This is a genomic window from Streptomyces sp. NPDC020731 (genome assembly GCF_044334705.1).
In the GTDB taxonomy this organism is placed as follows: Bacteria; Actinomycetota; Actinomycetes; order Streptomycetales; family Streptomycetaceae; genus Streptomyces.
Map to the genome: position 1 here is coordinate 172,227 of NZ_JBIRTN010000001.1, position 17,721 is coordinate 189,947.

A 17,721-nucleotide genomic window follows, 5' to 3' on the forward strand; every position below is an offset into this window, starting at 1 on the left:
GACACATGGTGGTACGCGGGTTCCTGGGGCGTCAGCGCCAGGAGTACAGGACGCCGGAACCGCACCCGTCCGGCGCGCGGCCTCCGAAGCTTCCCGGGGAACTGGTCCCGAAGCACGTGGCGATCGTCATGGACGGCAACGGGCGGTGGGCGAAGGAGCGGGGGCTGCCGCGCACCGAGGGGCACAAGGTCGGCGCCGAGCGGGTGCTGGACGTGCTCCAGGGCGGGGTCGAGATGGGCGTGGGCGCGATCTCCCTGTACGCCTTCTCCACCGAGAACTGGAAGCGGTCGCCGGACGAGGTGCGCTTCCTGATGAACTTCAACCGGGACTTCATCCGCAAGACGCGTGACACGCTCGACGAGCTCGGCATCCGGGTGCGCTGGGTGGGGCGGATGCCCAAGCTGTGGAAGTCGGTGGCCAAGGAGCTGCAGGTCGCCCAGGAGCAGACGAAGGACAACGACCGGCTGACGCTGTACTTCTGCATGAACTACGGCGGGCGCGCGGAGATCGCCGATGCCGCGCAGGCGCTCGCGGAGGACGTGAGGGCCGGGCGGCTCGATCCGTCGAAGGTCAACGAGAAGACCCTCCAGAAGTACATGTACTACCCGGACATGCCGGACGTGGACCTGTTCCTGCGGCCGAGCGGTGAGCAGCGCACGTCCAACTACCTGCTGTGGCAGTCCGCCTACGCCGAGATGGTCTTCCAGGACGTGCTGTGGCCGGACTTCGACCGCCGTGATCTGTGGCGGGCGTGTCTGGAATTCGCCTCCCGGGACCGGCGGTTCGGGGGCGCGATCCCGAACGAGGAGCTGCTGGCCATGGAGGGACGGCCGGAGGCTGCCGAGTAGGCGCTCGGTGCAGGGGCCGGGCGGAGGTGGGTTGCGCTGCCCGGCGCTTGCCGGGTACCTCCCCCACTCTCGGCTGCGCCCGAGCGGGAGGTGCCGCCACCGCCCACCCGTGCGATTGCCCGCAGTCAACCAGCGCACTCCGCGCAGGTGCCGAAGATCTCCACCGTGTGGGCCACGTTGACGTAGCCGTGTTCCGCCGCGATGGCCTCGGCCCATTTCTCCACCGCCGGGCCCTCCACCTCCACCGCCTTGCCGCAGTTGCGGCAGACCAGGTGGTGGTGGTGGTCGCCGGTGGAGCAGCGGCGGTAGACGGACTCGCCGTCGGCGGTGCGCAGGACGTCGACCTCGCCGGCGTCGGCGAGGGACTGGAGCGTGCGGTAGACCGTGGTCAGGCCGACGGAGTCGCCCTTGTGCTTGAGCATGTCGTGGAGGTCCTGCGCGCTGCGGAACTCGTCGACCTCCTGAAGGCAGGCCGCCACAGCGGCACGCTGCCGGGTGGAGCGGCCCTTCACGGGCGGTCCTGCGGTCGTCACCGGATTGCCTCCTCATATCGGGCCCGTCTGCCCGGGCCATTGTGCCAGTCCGGGCAGCGGCGAGTCAGGCGCCGATCTCGTCGGCGGCCTTGCGGCTGGCCGGAATGGCACACTCGGCGGGGTCGCCGCCGGGTTGCGCGGCGGCCAGTGCCCGGGCGCGGCGGCGGGCCAGCGGGGTGGCCAGCGCGGTCAGCGCGATGAACGCGGCGATGGTCAGCAGCACGATCGTCGCGCCGGGCGGCACGTCCTGGTAGTACGAGGTGACCGTGCCGCCGATGGTCACGCTCACGCCGATCGCGACGGCGATGGCGAACGTGGCGGCGAAGCTGCGGGTGAGCTGCTGGGCCGCCGCGACGGGCACCACCATGAGCGCGCTCACCAGCAGCAGGCCGACCACGCGCATCGCGACGGAGACGGTCACCGCCGCGGTGATCGCCGTGAGCAGGTTCAGGAACCGCACCGGCAGGCCCGTCACCCGGGCGAACTCCTCGTCCTGGCTGACCGCGAACAGTTGCCGGCGCAGACCGACGGTGATCACGACCACGAAGGCGGCCAGCAGGCAGATCGCGGTCACGTCGGACTCGGAGACCGTGGACAGGGAGCCGAAGAGGAACGAGGAGAGGTTCGTGGTGGAGCCGCCGGGGGCGAGGTTGATGAACATCACGCCGCCGGCCATACCGCCGTAGAAGAGCATCGCGAGGGCGATGTCGCCGCGGGTCCTGGCGTACCAGCGGACCAGTTCCATGAAGACGGCGCCGAGGACGGAGACGAGTGTCGCCATCCACACCGGGGACCAGCTGAGCAGGAAGCCGAGGCCGACGCCGGTCATGGCGACGTGGCCGATGCCGTCGCCCATGAGGGCCTGGCGGCGCTGGACCAGGTAGATGCCGACGGCGGGGGCGGTGACGCCGACCAGGACGGCGGCGAGCAGCGCCCGCTGCATGAAGGCGTAGTCGAGGATCTCCATCAGCTCAGCAGTCCCGTGCGGATCGGTCCGGCGCCCGCCGGTGCGTGCGGGTGTACGTGGTCGTGGCCGGGCAGCGCGTGCTGGCCGACGGCCTCGGGGGGCGGGCCGTCGTGCAGGACGCAGCCGTCGCGGAGGACGACCGCCCGGTCGATCAGGGGTTCCAGGGGGCCCAGTTCGTGCAGGACGAGGAGGACCGTGGCGCCCTCGGAGACCTGGTGCTTCAGCGTCTCGGCGAGGACCTCCTGGCTGGTCAGGTCGACACCCGCCATCGGCTCGTCCATGATCAGCAGTTCGGGCCCGGCGGCGAGCGCGCGGGCGATCAGGATCCGCTGGTGCTGGCCGCCGGAGAGGGCGTCGACGGAGTCCTTCGCCCGGTCCGCCATGCCGACCAGGTCCAGGGCCTGGCGTACGGCCTCGCGGTCGGCCTTGCGGAAGAGGCCGAAGCGGGTGCGGGCCAGGCGGCCGGAGGAGACCACCTCGGTCACCGTGGCCGGGACGCCGCCCGAGGCGGTGGTGCGCTGCGGGACGTACCCCACGCGCGCCCAGTCGCGGAACCGGTGCCGAGGGGTGCCGAACAGCTCGATCTCCCCGGCGCTGACGGGCACTTGGCCGATGACACTGCGTACGGCCGTCGACTTGCCGGAGCCGTTGGCGCCGAGCAGGGCGACGACCTCGCCGCGGCGCACGGTGAGGTCGATGCCGCGCAGGACGGGGCGCGAGCCCAGCTCGGCGCGGACGCCGCGCAGGGAAATGACGGGCTCGGTCATGCCGTCCTCCGGTGGTTCGTCGGTCACTTGGTTCCCAGGGCCGTCCGCAGGGCCTCGAGGTTGGCTTCCATGACCTGGAAGTAGTCGTCGCCGCGGGAGGCGTCGGTGATGCCCTCGAGCGGGTCGAGGACGTCCGTCTTCAGTCCGGCGTCGCCGGCGAGGGTCTTGGCGGTCCTGTCGCTGACGAGTGTCTCGTAGAAGACGGTGGTGACGCCGTCGGCCTTCGCCATCTCCTGGAGTTCCTTCACGCGCGCCCCGCTGGGCTCGGACTCGGGGTCCAGGCCGCTGATGGCCTCCTCGGTCAGGCCGTAGCGCTCGGCGAGGTAGCCGAAGGCGGCGTGCGTGGTGATGAAGACGCTGTTCTTCTTGTCCGCGAGGCCGGTCTCGAACGTGGTGTCGAGGTCGTTCAGCTTCTTGACCAGGGCCTCGGTGTTCTTCCTGTAGTCGGCGGCGTGGTCCGGGTCGGCCTTCTCGAAGGCCTTGCCGACGCCCTCGGCGACCTCGGCGTACTTGACCGGGTCGAGCCAGACGTGGGGGTCCTTGCCGCCCTCGTGCTCGTGGGCGTGCTCGTGCTCGTGGGCGTGCTCGTCCTCGTGGGCGTGCTCGTCCTCGGCGTGCTCGTCCTCGTGGCCGCCGGCCTCGGTGCCGTGCTCCTTCAGGGTCGTCAGGCCGGCCGCGTCGATCTTCGTGGAGACCGGGGACTGGCCGATGGCCTCGTCGACGGAGGGCTGGAGGCCCTTGAGGTAGAGCGCCGCGTCGGACTCCTCGAGCTGCGCGGTCTGCTTGGCGCTGATCTCCAGGTCGTGCGGCTCCTGGCCGGGCTGGGTGAGACTGGTGACGTGGACGTGCTCGCCGCCGATCTGCTCGGCGAGGAAGGCCATCGGGTAGAACGACGCGACGACGTCGAACTTGTCGGTGTTGCCCGCGGCGGCACTGTCGGAGGAGCAGGCGGTCAGGGTGCCGAGACCGAGGGCGGTGACCGCGGCCAGGGCGGCCGCGGATATGTGGTGTCGTCGTACGTTCATGACAGTCATTTTCAACAAATATGGAAACCGTTGTCAACAAAGCACGTGAGGGCGTTGCAGGGGGCACCGAATTGGTCGAGGGGCAGGCCGCGCCGGTAGCCTGAGGGCTTCGCTGGAAGCATCTCGCTTCGTCGCCCGTCGTCGTAATGAAGAGAGCACCGTGGCCGCCGACAAGATCGACACCATCGTCAGCCTGAGCAAGCGCCGTGGCTTCGTATTCCCCTGCAGTGAGATCTACGGCGGCCAGAAGGCCGCCTGGGACTACGGACCGCTGGGTGTCGAGCTCAAGGAGAACCTCAAGCGCCAGTGGTGGCGCTACATGGTGACGTCGCGCGAGGACGTGGTCGGCATCGACTCGTCCGTGATCCTGGCCCCGGAGGTGTGGGTCGCCTCCGGTCACGTCGCCACCTTCACGGACCCGCTGACCGAGTGCACCTCCTGCCACAAGCGGTTCCGCGCGGACCACCTGGAGGAGGCGTACGAGGAGAAGAAGGGCCACGCCCCGGAGAACGGTCTCGCCGACCTCAACTGCCCCAACTGCGGCAACAAGGGCACCTTCACCGAGCCCAAGCAGTTCTCGGGCCTGCTCTCCACCCACCTCGGCCCGACGCAGGACTCCGGCTCCATCGCCTACCTGCGCCCCGAGACCGCCCAGGGCATCTTCACCAACTTCGGCCAGGTGCGGACCACTTCGCGCCGCAAGCCGCCGTTCGGCATCGCCCAGATGGGCAAGTCCTTCCGCAACGAGATCACGCCCGGCAACTTCATCTTCCGCACCCGCGAGTTCGAGCAGATGGAGATGGAGTTCTTCGTCAAGCCGGGCGAGGACGAGAAGTGGCAGGAGTACTGGATGGAGCAGCGCTGGAACTGGTACACCGGTCTCGGCCTGCGCGAGGAGAACATGCGGTGGTACGACCACCCGAAGGAGAAGCTCTCCCACTACTCCAAGCGCACCGCCGACATCGAGTACCGCTTCCAGTTCGGCGGCAGCGAGTGGGGCGAGCTGGAGGGTGTCGCCAACCGCACCGACTACGACCTCTCCGCCCACTCCAAGGCCTCCGGCCAGGACCTCGCCTACTACGACCAGGAGGCCGGCGAGCGCTGGACGCCGTACGTCATCGAGCCGGCGGCCGGTGTCGGCCGGGCGATGCTCGCCTTCCTGCTCGACGCGTACATCGAGGACGAGGCGCCCAACGCCAAGGGCAAGATGGAGAAGCGGACCGTGCTGCGGCTCGACCACCGCCTCGCGCCGGTGAAGGTCGCGGTGCTTCCGCTGTCCCGGAACCCGGAGCTGTCGCCGAAGGCCAAGGGCCTCGCGCAGTCGCTGCGGCAGAACTGGAACATCGAGTTCGACGACGCCGGTGCCATCGGGCGCCGCTACCGTCGCCAGGACGAGATCGGTACGCCGTTCTGCGTCACCGTCGACTTCGACACGCTGGACGACAACGCGGTGACGGTGCGCGAGCGCGACACCATGAAGCAGGAGCGGGTCTCGCTCGACCAGATCGAGGGGTACCTGGCGGCCCGTCTGATCGGCGCCTAGTCGCTTCGCGGGCTGTACCGAGGCCCCCGGTCCGGATCACTCGGTGGTCCGGACCGGGGGCCTCGTCGTGGACGTCCGTCGGTTCGACGGGTCCACCGTCGCCTGGTGCGCCTCCGTCAGATGCTCCTGTGCCTTGAGCCACGGCAGGAACTGGGCGCCTCTGCGCCAGCCGCAGGTCTCACACCGGATCGTCCGCTGTACGCCGGTGCGTCGGACGCGTACGACGTGTTCGCGGCCGTGCAGGTCCCAGCGGGTGACCTTGCTCGTGTCGATCTGCGGCATGATGCCTCCGGCAATCCGTGTCGGGTGTCGCCGTTCTTGTGCCCCCGTTCGGGGACGACAAGGAGTGTGCAGCAGAAGCGACTTCAACAGGTAGGCCGGTGGAGGTCTGTGCCGGGGTGTTCGCGCAGTCCGGTGCTTGCGGGGTGCCTTCCCCGAAGGGGGTACCCCCAGCCCACCCGTGCCGCCCTGCGGCACGACTGCCCGCGGTCAGCGGTCAGGCGCTGACGCCCGCGTTCCTGCGCATCTCCGCCGACTCCAGCCGCTCCGCCGTCCGCTCGGCGGTCCCCCGCGCCCAGCGGCCCGATGTCAGCGCGCCCACCACCAGCACCGCCAGTCCGCACCCCGCGAGGATCCACCAGCCCGGCCGCGCCGCCGTCACGAACGTGTTCGCGTACGACGACGAGCCCACCCCCGCCGCCAGCACCGCGCCGATCACCGCGACGCCCAGCGCCTGGCCCAGCTGACGGCTGGTGGACGCGGCCGCCGAGGCCACTCCCGCCTGCGCGGTCGGCATGCCGGAGACGGCGGTGTTGGTGATCGGGGCGTTGACGAAGCCGAAGCCGACGCCGAAGAGGACGTACCCGATGAAGAGGGTGACGTCGGACGTCTCGGCCTCGAACAGGGCGAAGAGGAGTCCGCTCACCGTCATCGCGCCGCCGGCGACCAGCAGCGGCAGACGCGGACCCCGGCTGCCGACCAGCCGGCCGGAGAGCGGGGCGCACAGGAAGGTCGGGACGGCCATCGGGAGCATCCACAGGCCCGCGTCCAGGGCGCTCAGGCCCCGTACGTTCTGCAGGTACAGCGTGGACAGGAACAGGAAGCCGCCCAGCGCGGCGAACGCGCTCACGGCTGTCACCGTGGCCCCGCTGAACGGAGCGGAGCGGAAGAAGCGCAGGTCGATGAGGGGTTCGCGGCGGCGGGGTTCGTACCGCAGGAGGGCGATCAGGGCGATCAGGGCGACGGCGGCGAAGGGGGCGGTCACCGGGAGGGAGGCGTGCGGGGCCTCGATGATCGCGTACGTCAGGGAGCCGAACAGGACGATCACCAGGAGCTGGCCGACCGGGTCCGGGCGGCGGGACTCGGGGACGAAGCGCCAGGTGAGCAGCAGCGCGGCCAGGCCCACCGGCAGGTTGACCCAGAAGATGGAGCGCCAGCCGACCGACTCCACCAGCAGGCCGCCGACCAGCGGGCCGGCGGCCATCGAGATGCCGACGACCGCGCCCCACACGCCGATCGCGCGGGCCCGCTCGCGGGGATCGGTGAAGGTGTTGACGATGATCGACATGGCGACCGGGTTGAGCTCCCCCAGTGCCCTAAAGGCCTGGGAGGTACCCCCATCCGCCGCCGATCGCCTGCACCATCCGGAACACGACCAGCCAGGACAGGTCCGGGGCCAGTGAGCACAGCACCGAGCCGAGGGTGAAGATCACCAGGCCCGCCATGAACACCCGTCTGCGGCCGATCCGGTCCGCCGTGGAGCCCGCGAGCATCAGCAGGGAGGCCAGGACGAGCGTGTACGCGTCGATGGTCCACTGCAGGCCCGAGGTGCTCGCGTCGAACTCCCTCTGCAGGGCGGGCAGGGCGACGTTGAGGACCGTGTTGTCCAGGCTCACGATCAGCAGGCTCATGCAGCAGATCGCGAGCACCAGCATGCGACGGCCGTGGCTGAGCTCGGGCATGGGCGCCATCGTACGCGCGATTCGATAGTGCGGTTAACTAATGACCGTTACACGATCTCGGACACCGGCGCACCGGGTACCCCTCGGCATGCGGGACAATGGGGGAATGCCCACGACCACGCCCACCGTGAACACGGCTTTGAACACGGCTTTGAACACGGACCCGAACACGACCCTGCGCATCGGCCCGCACGCGGTTCGGCCGCCCGTGGTGCTCGCCCCCATGGCGGGGATCACCAACGCGCCCTTCCGCACCCTGTGCCGGGAGTTCAGCGGGGGCAAGGGGCTGTTCGTCAGCGAGATGATCACCACCCGGGCGCTGGTCGAACGCAACGACAAGACCATGCAGCTGATCAGGTTCGACGAGAGCGAGAAGCCGCGCTCCATCCAGCTGTACGGCGTCGACCCGGTGACCGTCGGCAAGGCCGTCCGCATGATCGCGGAGGAGGACCTCGCCGACCACATCGACCTCAACTTCGGCTGCCCGGTCCCCAAGGTGACCCGCAAGGGCGGCGGCTCGGCCCTCCCGTACAAGCGGAACCTGCTGCGGTCCATCCTGCGCGAGGCGGTCGGCGGGGCCGGGGACCTGCCGGTGACGATGAAGATGCGCAAGGGCATCGACGACGACCACCTGACCTACCTGGACGCCGGCCGGATCGCCGTCGAGGAGGGCGTGAGCGCCATCGCGCTGCACGGCCGTACGGCCGCCCAGCACTACGGCGGCACCGCCGACTGGGACGCCATCGCCCGGCTGAAGGAGCACGTCCCGGAGATCCCGGTGCTCGGCAACGGCGACATCTGGTCGGCCCGGGACGCGCTGCGGATGGTGCGTGAGACCGGCTGCGACGGGGTGGTCGTGGGCCGCGGCTGTCTGGGGCGGCCGTGGCTGTTCTCGGACCTGGTGGCCGCCTTCGAGGGGCGTGACGAGGACATCGCCCGGCCCACCCTCCGCGAGGCCGCCGACGTCATGGTCCGGCACGCCACGCTGCTGGGGGAGTGGATCGGCGACGAGTCGCGCGGGGTGATCGACTTCCGCAAGCACGTGGCCTGGTACCTGAAGGGTTTCGCGGTCGGCTCCGAGATGCGCAAGCGGCTCGCGATCACCTCCTCGCTGGAGGAGCTGCGGGCCGGGCTCGACGAGCTGGACCTCGACCAGCCCTGGCCGGCCGGCGCCGACGGCCCCCGCGGCCGTACGTCCGGCAACAACCGGGTGGTGCTGCCGGACGGCTGGCTGAAGGACCCGTACGACTGCGCGGGCGTCGGCGAGGAGGCGGAACTGGACACCTCCGGCGGCTGATCAGCCCCCGGTGGGGTGCGGGGTGGAGCCGTAGGCGGTCAGGAAGCGGTCGCGGAACGAGCTCATCCGCCACACGGGCGCGTCCTTCGCGGGCCGGAGCCCTTCCGTCCAGTTCCAGGCGTCGATCTTCTCCAGCACCTTCGGGTCCTTGGCGACGATCGACACCGGCACGTCCCGGCTCGCACGGTCGCCGCTGACCCGGGCGATGGGCTGGTGGTCGCCGAGGAAGACGAGGACGGTGTCGTCGGTGCCGTAGCGCTCCAGCCACTGGGTGAGGGCGGTCACCGAGTACTCGATCGACCTGCCGTACTCCCGCCGGGACTCGGTGGAGTCGGCGACGACGTCGGCGGGCCTCTTCCCCGCCTTCTGGACGGCGTCGAAGACCGAGCCGTCGCCGAGCTCGTCCCAGCCGACCAGCTTCGGGACCGGCGCCCAGGGCTGGTGGCTGGAGGTGAGGACGACCTCCGACATCAGCGGCCGGTCGCGCTTCCTGCCGTGCTCCAGGCGCTGGAACGCCTCCAGCGCGTACTGGTCCGGCATGGTCGACCAGCTGAACTTCGGCCCCCGGTAGCCGAGGTCGAAGGCGTCGTAGACCTTGTCGAGGCCGTACCACTCCGCCTCCGGCCAGGCCTTCTGCACGCCCGGCATGATGCCGACGGTGTCCCAGGCGCCGGTCTTGCGGAACGCCTCGGTGAGGGTGAGGTGGTCGCTCGCGGTGACGGTGCGGTAGCGCTGCTGGTTGTCGATCCACAGACCGGACAGGGCCGTGGAGTGGCCGAGCCAGCTGCTGCCGCCGTACGTCGCCGAGGTGAGCCAGCCGCTGCGGGCGTGGTAGCCGGCCTTCGCGAGCGCGGCGGTGCGGGTGTCGAGGGTGCGGGTGACGCCGGGGGCGATCAGCGGGTCCTCGACGGCGGTGCGGCCGTAGCTCTCGACGAAGGCGAGGACGACGTCCTTGCCGCGCAGGTCCGGGACGAGCTGCCCGGGGGGAGTGGCGCCGAAGGTGTCCGCCCGCGCCTCCTTCGCGAAGGCCGCCTCGTCGCGCAGGGTGTCCACCACGCGCCGGGTCTGTCCCTTCAGGGCGCCCGCGGCGCGGTCGGAGGCGACCGGCATACCGGAGATCTGGACCCCGAGCGCGGCGCAGGTGACCCACACCGTCCCCGCGACCAGCGCGCCCCGGGTGGCGCGGACGCGGTGCCGGGCCAGCAGGTTGCCGAGCCGGACGGTGGCCAGCGCCATGACGGTCACGAGGAGCAGGGCGAGGACGACCGCGCCGACGGCGGCGGCGGTCGCGGCCGTGGAGCCCATCGAGTCCGCGACGTAGGCCTGGGCGTCGTCGAGCAGCCCCCAGTCGAGTACGACGTTGAAGCCGCGGCCCAGATACTCGGTGAACCCGATGTCCAGCAGGTTCAGCACGGTCAGGACGCCGGTTCCCGCCCCGTACAGCGCCGCCACGACGATCCGCGGCCGGCGCGGCAGGGCGAGCAGCAGGACGGCCCCGATGATCGCCTCCGCCGGTATCCGTGTGAACCGGTCGGGCTGGAGCCCCGGGGCGGTGTTCGGCATCAGGAGGGCGCCGACGACGAGGGCGGCGGCGAGGGCGTGCAGCGTCCGGCGGAGGGTGCGAGCGGCGGCGGGGTGCGCGTCGCGCGCGTCGCGCAGGCGTGTGAAGACAGGCAACCCGGAGGTTCCTTCCGTCCGTACCGAGCCCGGTGGGAGGCGGACCCGGCGTGGGGGTCCGGGTCCGCCGTCGTTCCGTACGGGCGGGGCGAACGGTGTGTTCATCCGACCGGGGATTTCGGGTGCCGGAGGTGGTCCGCATGGTGAAATCCGGCTCGCTGTGGCAGCGTGATTCTCGCCACCCTTGATAAGGGTGGCGCTCAGATGAGCGGATCATGGGTGGCTGTACTTCTCAAAGGGTGGCACTCGGTGCCATCTCTTGATCGTTCATCGAGCGAAATCAAACGTGGCGATTGTCGCTCGTATGAGCGCTCAGGAGTTGATGGGAAGGCTGATGCGTTCAAGAGGTGAAAACATTCGGCCGTCGCGGCTTGCCAAGCTTTGACTTTCGATCCGCTGGCAGACGACTGGTTACAGGCGTACGACGCGCAAGTGGACGTATCCAGATGCCTTTGATCTGGGTACATTCCTCGCCGTCAGGGCAGCCACCGCGTCCTCGAGGAGTCGAGACCCGTGTCGGAAAACACAGATCCCCACGTAGTGAAGTTCGTTTACGACTTCACCGAGGGCAACAAGGACCTGAAGGACCTGCTCGGCGGCAAGGGTGCCAACCTCGCCGAGATGACCAACCTGGGCCTTCCCGTCCCGCCCGGCTTCACCATCACCACCGAGGCGTGCAAGACCTACCTCGACAGTGGCGAGGAGCCGGCGGCACTGCGTGACGAGGTGAGTGCACACCTCGACGCCCTCGAAGCGACGATGGGCAAGAAGCTCGGCCAGGCCGACAACCCCCTCCTCGTGTCGGTCCGTTCCGGGGCGAAGTTCTCCATGCCGGGCATGATGGACACCGTCCTCAACATCGGCCTCTCCGACAAGTCCGTGCAGGGTCTGGCCAAGCAGGCCGGCGACGACCGGTTCGCGTGGGACTCCTACCGGCGCCTCATCCAGATGTTCGGCAAGACCGTCCTCGGCGTCGACGGCGAGCTGTTCGAGGACGCGCTGGAGGCGGCGAAGGCGGCCAAGAAGGTCACCGTCGACACCGAGCTGGAGGCCGCCGACCTCAAGAAGCTCGTCACCAGGTTCAAGAAGATCGTCAGGACCGAGGCGGGCCGGGACTTCCCGCAGGACCCGCGCGAGCAGATGGACCTCGCCATCCACGCGGTCTTCGACTCCTGGAACACCGACCGCGCCAAGCTCTACCGCCGCCAGGAGCGCATCCCGCACGACCTCGGCACGGCCGTCAACGTCTGCTCCATGGTCTTCGGCAACCTCGGCCCCGACTCCGGCACCGGCGTCGCCTTCACCCGCGACCCCGCCTCGGGACACCAGGGCGTCTACGGCGACTACCTGCAGAACGCCCAGGGCGAGGACGTGGTCGCGGGCATCCGCAACACCGTGCCGCTCGCCGAGCTGGAGTCGATCGACAAGAAGTCGTACGACCAGCTCATGCAGATCATGGAGACCCTGGAGAACCACTACAAGGATCTCTGCGACATCGAGTTCACCATCGAGCGCGGCCAGCTGTGGATGCTCCAGACCCGCGTCGGCAAGCGCACGGCGGGCGCCGCCTTCCGCATCGCCACCCAGCTGGTGGACCAGGGCCTGATCGACGAGGCCGAGGCGCTCACCCGCGTCAACGGCGCCCAGCTCGCCCAGCTGATGTTCCCGCGCTTCGACGACGACGCGAGGGTCGAGCAGGTCGGACGCGGTATCGCGGCCTCGCCGGGCGCGGCGGTCGGCAAGGCGGTCTTCGACTCGTACACCGCCGTCAAGTGGTCGCGTTCCGGCGAGAAGGTCATCCTGATCCGCCGCGAGACCAACCCCGACGACCTGGACGGCATGATCGCGGCCGAGGGCATCCTCACCTCGCGCGGCGGCAAGACCTCCCACGCGGCCGTGGTCGCGCGCGGCATGGGCAAGACCTGTGTCTGCGGCGCGGAGGAGCTGGAGGTCGACACCAAGCGCCGCCGGATGACCGTCCCCGGCGGGCACGTGGTCGAGGAGGGCGACGTCGTCTCCATCGACGGCTCCTCCGGCAAGGTCTACCTCGGTGAGGTCCCGGTCGTCCCCTCCCCGGTCGTGGAGTACTTCGAGGGCCGGATGCACCCGGGCGCCGACGACGCCGACGAACTGGTCGAGGCCGTGCACCGGATGATGGCCTTCGCCGACCGCAAGCGCCGGCTGCGGGTGCGCGCCAACGCCGACAACGCCGAGGACGCGTTGCGGGCACGGAGGTTCGGCGCCCAGGGCATCGGCCTGTGCCGCACCGAGCACATGTTCCTCGGCGACCGCCGCGAACTGGTGGAGCGGCTGATCCTGGCCGACACCGAGGCCGAGCGCGAGGAGTCCCTGAAGGCCCTGCTCCCGCTCCAGAAGAAGGACTTCGTGGAGCTCTTCGAGGCGATGGACGGCCTCCCGGTCACCGTCCGCCTCCTCGACCCGCCGCTGCACGAGTTCCTGCCCGACATCACCGAGCTGTCGGTCCGCGTCGCCCTCGCCGAGTCCCGGCAGGAGCCGCACGAGAACGAGCTGCGCCTGCTCCAGGCCGTGCACCGGCTGCACGAGCAGAACCCGATGCTGGGTCTGCGCGGTGTCCGTCTCGGCCTCGTCATCCCGGGCCTGTTCACCATGCAGGTGCGGGCCATCGCGGAGGCGGCGGCCGAACGCCGGGCGGCCAAGTGCGACCCGCGCGCGGAGATCATGATCCCGCTGGTCGGCACGGTCCAGGAGCTGGAGATCGTCCGCGAGGAGGCCGACACGGTCATCGCCGAGGTCGAGCAGGCCACCGGCACCTCGCTGAAGCTCGCCATCGGCACGATGATCGAACTGCCGCGCGCCGCGCTGACCGCCGGCCAGATCGCCGAGGCGGCCGAGTTCTTCTCCTTCGGCACCAACGACCTCACCCAGACGGTGTGGGGCTTCTCCCGGGACGACGTGGAGGCCTCGTTCTTCACGGCCTACCTGGAGAAGGGCATCTTCGGGGTGTCGCCGTTCGAGACGATCGACAAGGACGGCGTGGGCTCGCTGGTCGCCGCCGCCGCGAAGGCCGGCCGCGCCACCCGCCCCGACCTGAAGCTCGGCGTCTGCGGCGAGCACGGCGGTGACCCGGAGTCGGTCCACTTCTTCCACGAGGTCGGCCTGGACTACGTCTCCTGCTCCCCGTTCCGCATCCCGGTCGCCCGCCTGGAAGCCGGCCGCGCGGCCGTCACGTCGACGGGCAGCGACCACCGCTAGCCCTCACCGGGCGAGTCGAGCCCCGGAGCCGTTGTCTGTCACCCGACCACCCTCACCGATCGGCAGCGGCTCCGGTTCACGAAGAAGGGCGGGCCCCTGTGCGGGGGGCCCGCCCTTCGGCATGGCACGGCGCCCGAATCCCCTCCGATGTCGCTTATTCCGGTGTGTTCCGGGGCAGTGGCAGGTCAGCTGGTATGCCGGATGCCGCTCAGAGGGAGGGCCCGATGAGCTGGAGCGAGTTCAAGAAGGCGTTGGGGGAAGCGGCGGGCGAGGCGGCGGTCAGCTATCCGTTCGTCTCCGCCATCACCGAGTGGCTGCACATGTTGCCGTCGTCCGCCTGCGCGACGAGCGGCCATACGTCGCGCCACGGGCGCGTGGCGGCCGGGGCGAAGGTCACGGCGTGCGTCCGGCCGCGTCCTTGTTGTGCAGGAAGCCACCTGCCCTTTCGATCTCGCGCGCCACTTCGTCGTACTCGTGCGGAACGGGCGAGATCATCGAGCGCCACGCCGTGAGCACGGCACCGGCCTCGCCGTTCCTGACGCGCTCGACGGCCTGCCTCAGCCCGGCACGCCCCTGCGGCGGCAGCAGACCCGCGCGTTCCTCGATCACGTCCGTGATCTCCCACCCGAACACGTTCGCGTACTCGGTGCACTCCTTGCGAGGGCTCTCGATGTCCGTGTGGAGAGCGCCGCACAGGTAGATCACGCAGCGGAACCGCTCGATCCTCACGGTCCCGGCCGGCGTGTCACCGACCGCCGCGTCCGCCAGTGCCCGACGCCGCCTCAGGTCGCCCTCGGCCCGACGGGGCCGAGCCCGCTCCTGCGGCTGCTCATTCTTGAAACTGACCATGCACCAAGTGTGCTCGTGTGGTCACGCAGAGTGAAGTGATGTGGCGTACGACCGGAGAGGGTTGCCCAATCCGTGCTCCTACGGTCCGTAGGACTTACGCGATCAAGGGCACGCCGATGAGTTCGCTGATGCTGCGCACGCGCGCCGTGGACACCTTCACGAGGCGTTTGCCGATGACACCGGGGAGTGCTTGATGCCTGACCCACTCGGGGGCGTCGAGTCCTACCTCGATCAGGGTATCGGCGGCCCGGTCGTACAGTTTCGCCTCGCACTGAGCGAGGGCGACGTCGAGCTTGTAGCGGTTGCGGGCGAGTTTGGGCATGGAGCGGGGCAGCTCCGTGCGCGCGGCCAGTTGCAGTGCCCTTCCGTGGTTCCCGAGCGCGACAGCGATCCCCACGGCCTCGGTGTTCGCCGAGGTAGGTCCGAAATGTGTGCCGTACAGCGCCTCGTCGCTGCCGAGCCGAGCCGCCGCCGCATGGGCTTGCGACAGGTAGTCGTCGGCGGACGGGGCATCACCCTGGCGTGAGGCGGCCACGGCGGCGGAGATCATCAGCCGTCCGTATGCGAGCAGTTGTGGGCGGGACGCCCTGCTGAACGACGGCTCGATACGCAGGGCCGCCTGCTCGGCAACGGCAACCGCGCGCGGGACTCTGGCACTCCGCAGGTAGATCCACGACAGCGTTGATTCCAGAAGCGCGGTCAGTACGTCGTCGCCGGCACTCTCCGCCAGGTGGCGTGCCGAGGTGAGTGCGCTCAGTGCGAGGTCTCGCTGTCCCAGAAGGACCGCGGCCGAGGATGCGAACTGGTACGTGCTTGCCAGCACCGAGCCCAGTTGTTCGCGTTCGTATCCGGTGGCCTGCGCGTGCCGGACGCGGCCTTCTAGCAGGACCTTGGCGACGAGTTCGCCGAACTCCTCGTAGGCGCCCCGCCAGTAGGTGGCGCACACGCGGTCATGAGCGATCGACAGTTCGGCGAGCGTGCTCGGCTCCTCAACGCTCTCCCACGCGCCGAGGGCGCTGTCGTGGACGGCATCCGAAAGCCGCCGCACAGCGGCTCGGGTGCCCTGGTCCATCCCCCGGCGCGGCGCCTGCTGCCCCAGGATCACCGACACGTCCGTGTTCAGTGCGTGGGCGAGCTTGAGGAGGGAGCCGATGGACAACTCGCCCCGGTCCTGTTCGGCCTTCTGCACCAGGGCCAGGGACAGCCCCGCCGCGTCGGCGAGCCCCTGCTGGGTCAGGTCCGAGCCCCGGAGGTGCTTGATGCGCTTGCCGTTCGTCAGGTCGGCCCAGTTGCTCACGGTCACCCCAGTGCGTTCGCTCAGGCTGCTGTCCCTCGATGGTAGGTCGCGATGTAGTGTCCCGTGCCGGACTCACGGAGCCGCCGTGGCGGGGGAGCACAGGGAGCAGCAGTGCCACTGGGGATACGCAGGAGCGGCATCAGGCCGCTGAGCGCCATGGGCGGGTACGCCGTCGACCCCTGGCGGTCGTTCCGGCGCACGGTCGGGGTGGTGCTCTTCGGGTGGGCCGCCGCGGCCGTCACCGCGGGGGCGTCCTACCTGGCGCTGCGCTGGGTGTGGGTGCCCATCGCCGTGGGGGTTCCGCTGTGTCTGGCGTTCGCCGTGTTCCTGATGCTGCTCCATCGCGCGGGGTGGATCGCCCTGCTGTCCTTCGTGCCGGCGCTGTTCGTCCTCGTCGGGGCCGTCCAGTACGCGCCCGAGGCGGCGTTGGAGGTGCGCGGGGTGCGGGAGAGCGTGGTGATCGTGGCGGACGGCGTGGACGAGACGGGCGGCGACAACCACCGGTTCACGCTGCGCACGGCGGACGGGGAGGAACTGGAGGAGCGGCTCACCTACAACGGTGACGGCTCGGGTCTGGAGGTGGGGGACCGGCTGGATGTCCTCCGCGACCCGGAGGGCGTGGCGCCCATGGAGCAGGCGGACGAGGTGGACGCCGCGGGGCGGCTGAACGGGCTGATCGGCGGGCTCGTGGCGTGGACGCTGATGGCGGTCCTCGCCGGGCGGCGCGGGCATGTGCGCCGCCGGCGGGGGAAGACCGACTCCCTGTTGCTGTCCCTGTAGGGCCGGAGAGCCGGTCTTCGCGCGGGGCGGTGTCAGCGGGCGTCGTCGCGGCGCTTGCGGGCCGCGATCATCACGCCGCCGCCCAGGAGGACGACGGCCGCACCGCCGGCCGCGATGTACGGGGTGGCGTTGCTGCCGCCGGTCTCGGCGAGGTCGGTGCCACCGCCCTGTTCCTTGCCGTCGGAGCCGGTGTTCTCCGCGTTCCCGGTGCCGGTGTCGTCGCCCGTGTCGCTCTCGGTCTCCTCGTGGGGCTTGAAGTCCGCCGGCGGCTTGTCGCAGCCGATGCCGTCGCCGTCGCGGTCCAGGTGCTCGCCGTAGTGGTCGCTGGCCGCGGGGATGTTGGCGTGTCCGTTCGCGTACGCCTCGGAACAGTTCTCGAACGGGGTGTTGCCGCCGTGTGCCTCGGCGGTGGCCGGTACGGCGGCCAGGGCGAGCGCGGCGAGGACCGCGGCGGCGGAGGTGCGGAACGGGTGCATGGTGAAGAGTCCCCCAGATCGGACGATTGCGTGTGCTTGGTACGAGAGTGACGAAGCTACTGGGGGGCGCTTGCCGTATGAGGGATATGAGAAGCCTGTGATACGAACGTGACGTGACCGGAAGGTAGCTCTCCGCAACGTGCCCGCGTGGTCGGCCGGCACCGGCCTTCGTGATCTCAGATCTTGATGACGCGGACGCCGGGCTCGCACAGCATGACGAGGTCCTCGGGGTCCGAGGTCAGCAGGGTGACGGGTGCGGGAGAGGCCAGGGCGGTGGCGGCCACGATGGCGTCGAGGGCGTACTTGTGGCCGTGGAGTCCGGCCGCGGCGAGGAGTCTGCCGGCGTGGCGTGCGATGGCCTCGGTCGGCGGGACGATGTTCACCCGGGAGACGGCGTGGTCGAAGCGGGCCTGGTTCGTCCTGGGGTCGCGGGTTTCGACCGGATTCCTCGCACGTGGAGGTCGGTT

At 70.1% G+C, this 17,721-nt stretch carries 14 protein-coding genes and 2 pseudogenes; 5 read left to right on the plus strand and 11 right to left on the minus strand.

Going from position 1 to position 17,721, the window contains the following annotated elements:
- The first annotated feature begins 5 nt into the window (after nt 1-5).
- Nucleotides 6-848, plus strand: coding sequence for an isoprenyl transferase (locus tag ACH4VX_RS00780; protein WP_398364724.1), 843 nt, complete (start codon nt 6-8; stop codon nt 846-848).
- 125 nt (nt 849-973) lie between these two features.
- On the opposite strand, the gene ACH4VX_RS00785 is transcribed toward ACH4VX_RS00780, so the two are convergent.
- The 4 genes from ACH4VX_RS00785 to ACH4VX_RS00800 all read right to left on the minus strand — a co-directional run bounded on the left by ACH4VX_RS00785 (nt 974) and on the right by ACH4VX_RS00800 (nt 4,140).
- Complete coding sequence (locus tag ACH4VX_RS00785) at nt 974-1,381, minus strand: Fur family transcriptional regulator (protein ID WP_398364725.1); 408 nt, start codon at nt 1,379-1,381, stop codon at nt 974-976.
- A 64-nt stretch (nt 1,382-1,445) separates the two neighbouring features.
- The gene (locus ACH4VX_RS00790; protein ID WP_398364727.1) at nt 1,446-2,348 is read right to left on the minus strand and encodes a metal ABC transporter permease; all 903 of its coding nucleotides are present in this window, start codon (nt 2,346-2,348) and stop codon (nt 1,446-1,448) included.
- Nucleotides 2,348-3,115 carry a metal ABC transporter ATP-binding protein gene (locus ACH4VX_RS00795; RefSeq protein ID WP_398364729.1) on the minus strand — a complete coding sequence of 256 codons (768 nt, stop codon included), beginning with the start codon at nt 3,113-3,115 and terminating at the stop codon, nt 2,348-2,350. The genes ACH4VX_RS00790 and ACH4VX_RS00795 overlap by 1 nt, the downstream gene beginning before the upstream one ends.
- A gap of 23 nt (nt 3,116-3,138) precedes the next feature.
- Nucleotides 3,139-4,140, minus strand: coding sequence for a metal ABC transporter substrate-binding protein (locus tag ACH4VX_RS00800; RefSeq protein WP_398364731.1), 1,002 nt, complete (start codon nt 4,138-4,140; stop codon nt 3,139-3,141).
- Between the two features lie 160 nt (nt 4,141-4,300).
- Here ACH4VX_RS00800 and ACH4VX_RS00805 point away from each other — a divergent pair, with 160 nt between their 5' ends.
- Entirely contained in the window at nt 4,301-5,683 is a 1,383-nt protein-coding gene (locus tag ACH4VX_RS00805; protein ID WP_398364733.1) for a glycine--tRNA ligase, read from the plus strand.
- A gap of 36 nt (nt 5,684-5,719) precedes the next feature.
- Here the strand turns inward: ACH4VX_RS00805 and ACH4VX_RS00810 are convergent, their stop codons facing one another.
- Nucleotides 5,720-5,965 carry a hypothetical protein gene (locus ACH4VX_RS00810; RefSeq protein WP_398364735.1) on the minus strand — a complete coding sequence of 82 codons (246 nt, stop codon included), beginning with the start codon at nt 5,963-5,965 and terminating at the stop codon, nt 5,720-5,722.
- 214 nt (nt 5,966-6,179) lie between these two features.
- Nucleotides 6,180-7,644 (minus strand): annotated as a pseudogene (locus ACH4VX_RS00815) (MFS transporter).
- Nucleotides 7,645-7,750: 106 nt separating this feature from the next.
- Here ACH4VX_RS00815 and dusB point away from each other — a divergent pair.
- The gene (gene dusB, locus ACH4VX_RS00820; RefSeq protein ID WP_398364736.1) at nt 7,751-8,941 is read left to right on the plus strand and encodes a tRNA dihydrouridine synthase DusB; all 1,191 of its coding nucleotides are present in this window, start codon (nt 7,751-7,753) and stop codon (nt 8,939-8,941) included.
- Here dusB and ACH4VX_RS00825 read toward each other — a convergent pair whose 3' ends face one another.
- Nucleotides 8,942-10,723, minus strand: coding sequence for a CDP-alcohol phosphatidyltransferase (locus tag ACH4VX_RS00825; protein ID WP_398364738.1), 1,782 nt, complete (start codon nt 10,721-10,723; stop codon nt 8,942-8,944).
- A 408-nt stretch (nt 10,724-11,131) separates the two neighbouring features.
- Here ACH4VX_RS00825 and ppdK point away from each other — a divergent pair, with 408 nt between their 5' ends.
- Entirely contained in the window at nt 11,132-13,852 is a 2,721-nt protein-coding gene (gene ppdK, locus ACH4VX_RS00830; protein WP_398364740.1) for a pyruvate, phosphate dikinase, read from the plus strand.
- 393 nt (nt 13,853-14,245) lie between these two features.
- On the opposite strand, the gene ACH4VX_RS00835 is transcribed toward ppdK, so the two are convergent.
- Both ACH4VX_RS00835 and ACH4VX_RS00840 read right to left on the minus strand, forming a co-directional pair.
- The gene (locus ACH4VX_RS00835) at nt 14,246-14,701 is read right to left on the minus strand and encodes a recombinase family protein (RefSeq protein ID WP_398364742.1); all 456 of its coding nucleotides are present in this window, start codon (nt 14,699-14,701) and stop codon (nt 14,246-14,248) included.
- Between the two features lie 94 nt (nt 14,702-14,795).
- Nucleotides 14,796-15,998: a helix-turn-helix domain-containing protein gene (locus ACH4VX_RS00840; RefSeq protein ID WP_398364744.1), complete on the minus strand. Its 1,203-nt coding sequence runs from the start codon at nt 15,996-15,998 to the stop codon at nt 14,796-14,798.
- A 111-nt stretch (nt 15,999-16,109) separates the two neighbouring features.
- Here ACH4VX_RS00840 and ACH4VX_RS00845 point away from each other — a divergent pair, with 111 nt between their 5' ends.
- Entirely contained in the window at nt 16,110-16,778 is a 669-nt protein-coding gene (locus ACH4VX_RS00845) for a hypothetical protein (protein ID WP_398364745.1), read from the plus strand.
- 32 nt (nt 16,779-16,810) lie between these two features.
- Here the strand turns inward: ACH4VX_RS00845 and ACH4VX_RS00850 are convergent, their stop codons facing one another.
- Both ACH4VX_RS00850 and ACH4VX_RS00855 read right to left on the minus strand, forming a co-directional pair.
- Nucleotides 16,811-17,254, minus strand: a complete 444-nt coding sequence (locus ACH4VX_RS00850; RefSeq protein WP_398364747.1) for an LAETG motif-containing sortase-dependent surface protein — start codon at nt 17,252-17,254, stop codon at nt 16,811-16,813.
- A 176-nt stretch (nt 17,255-17,430) separates the two neighbouring features.
- A pseudogene (locus ACH4VX_RS00855) lies at nt 17,431-17,694 on the minus strand (type II toxin-antitoxin system VapC family toxin); the annotation flags it as partial.
- Nucleotides 17,695-17,721: the final 27 nt, after the last annotated feature.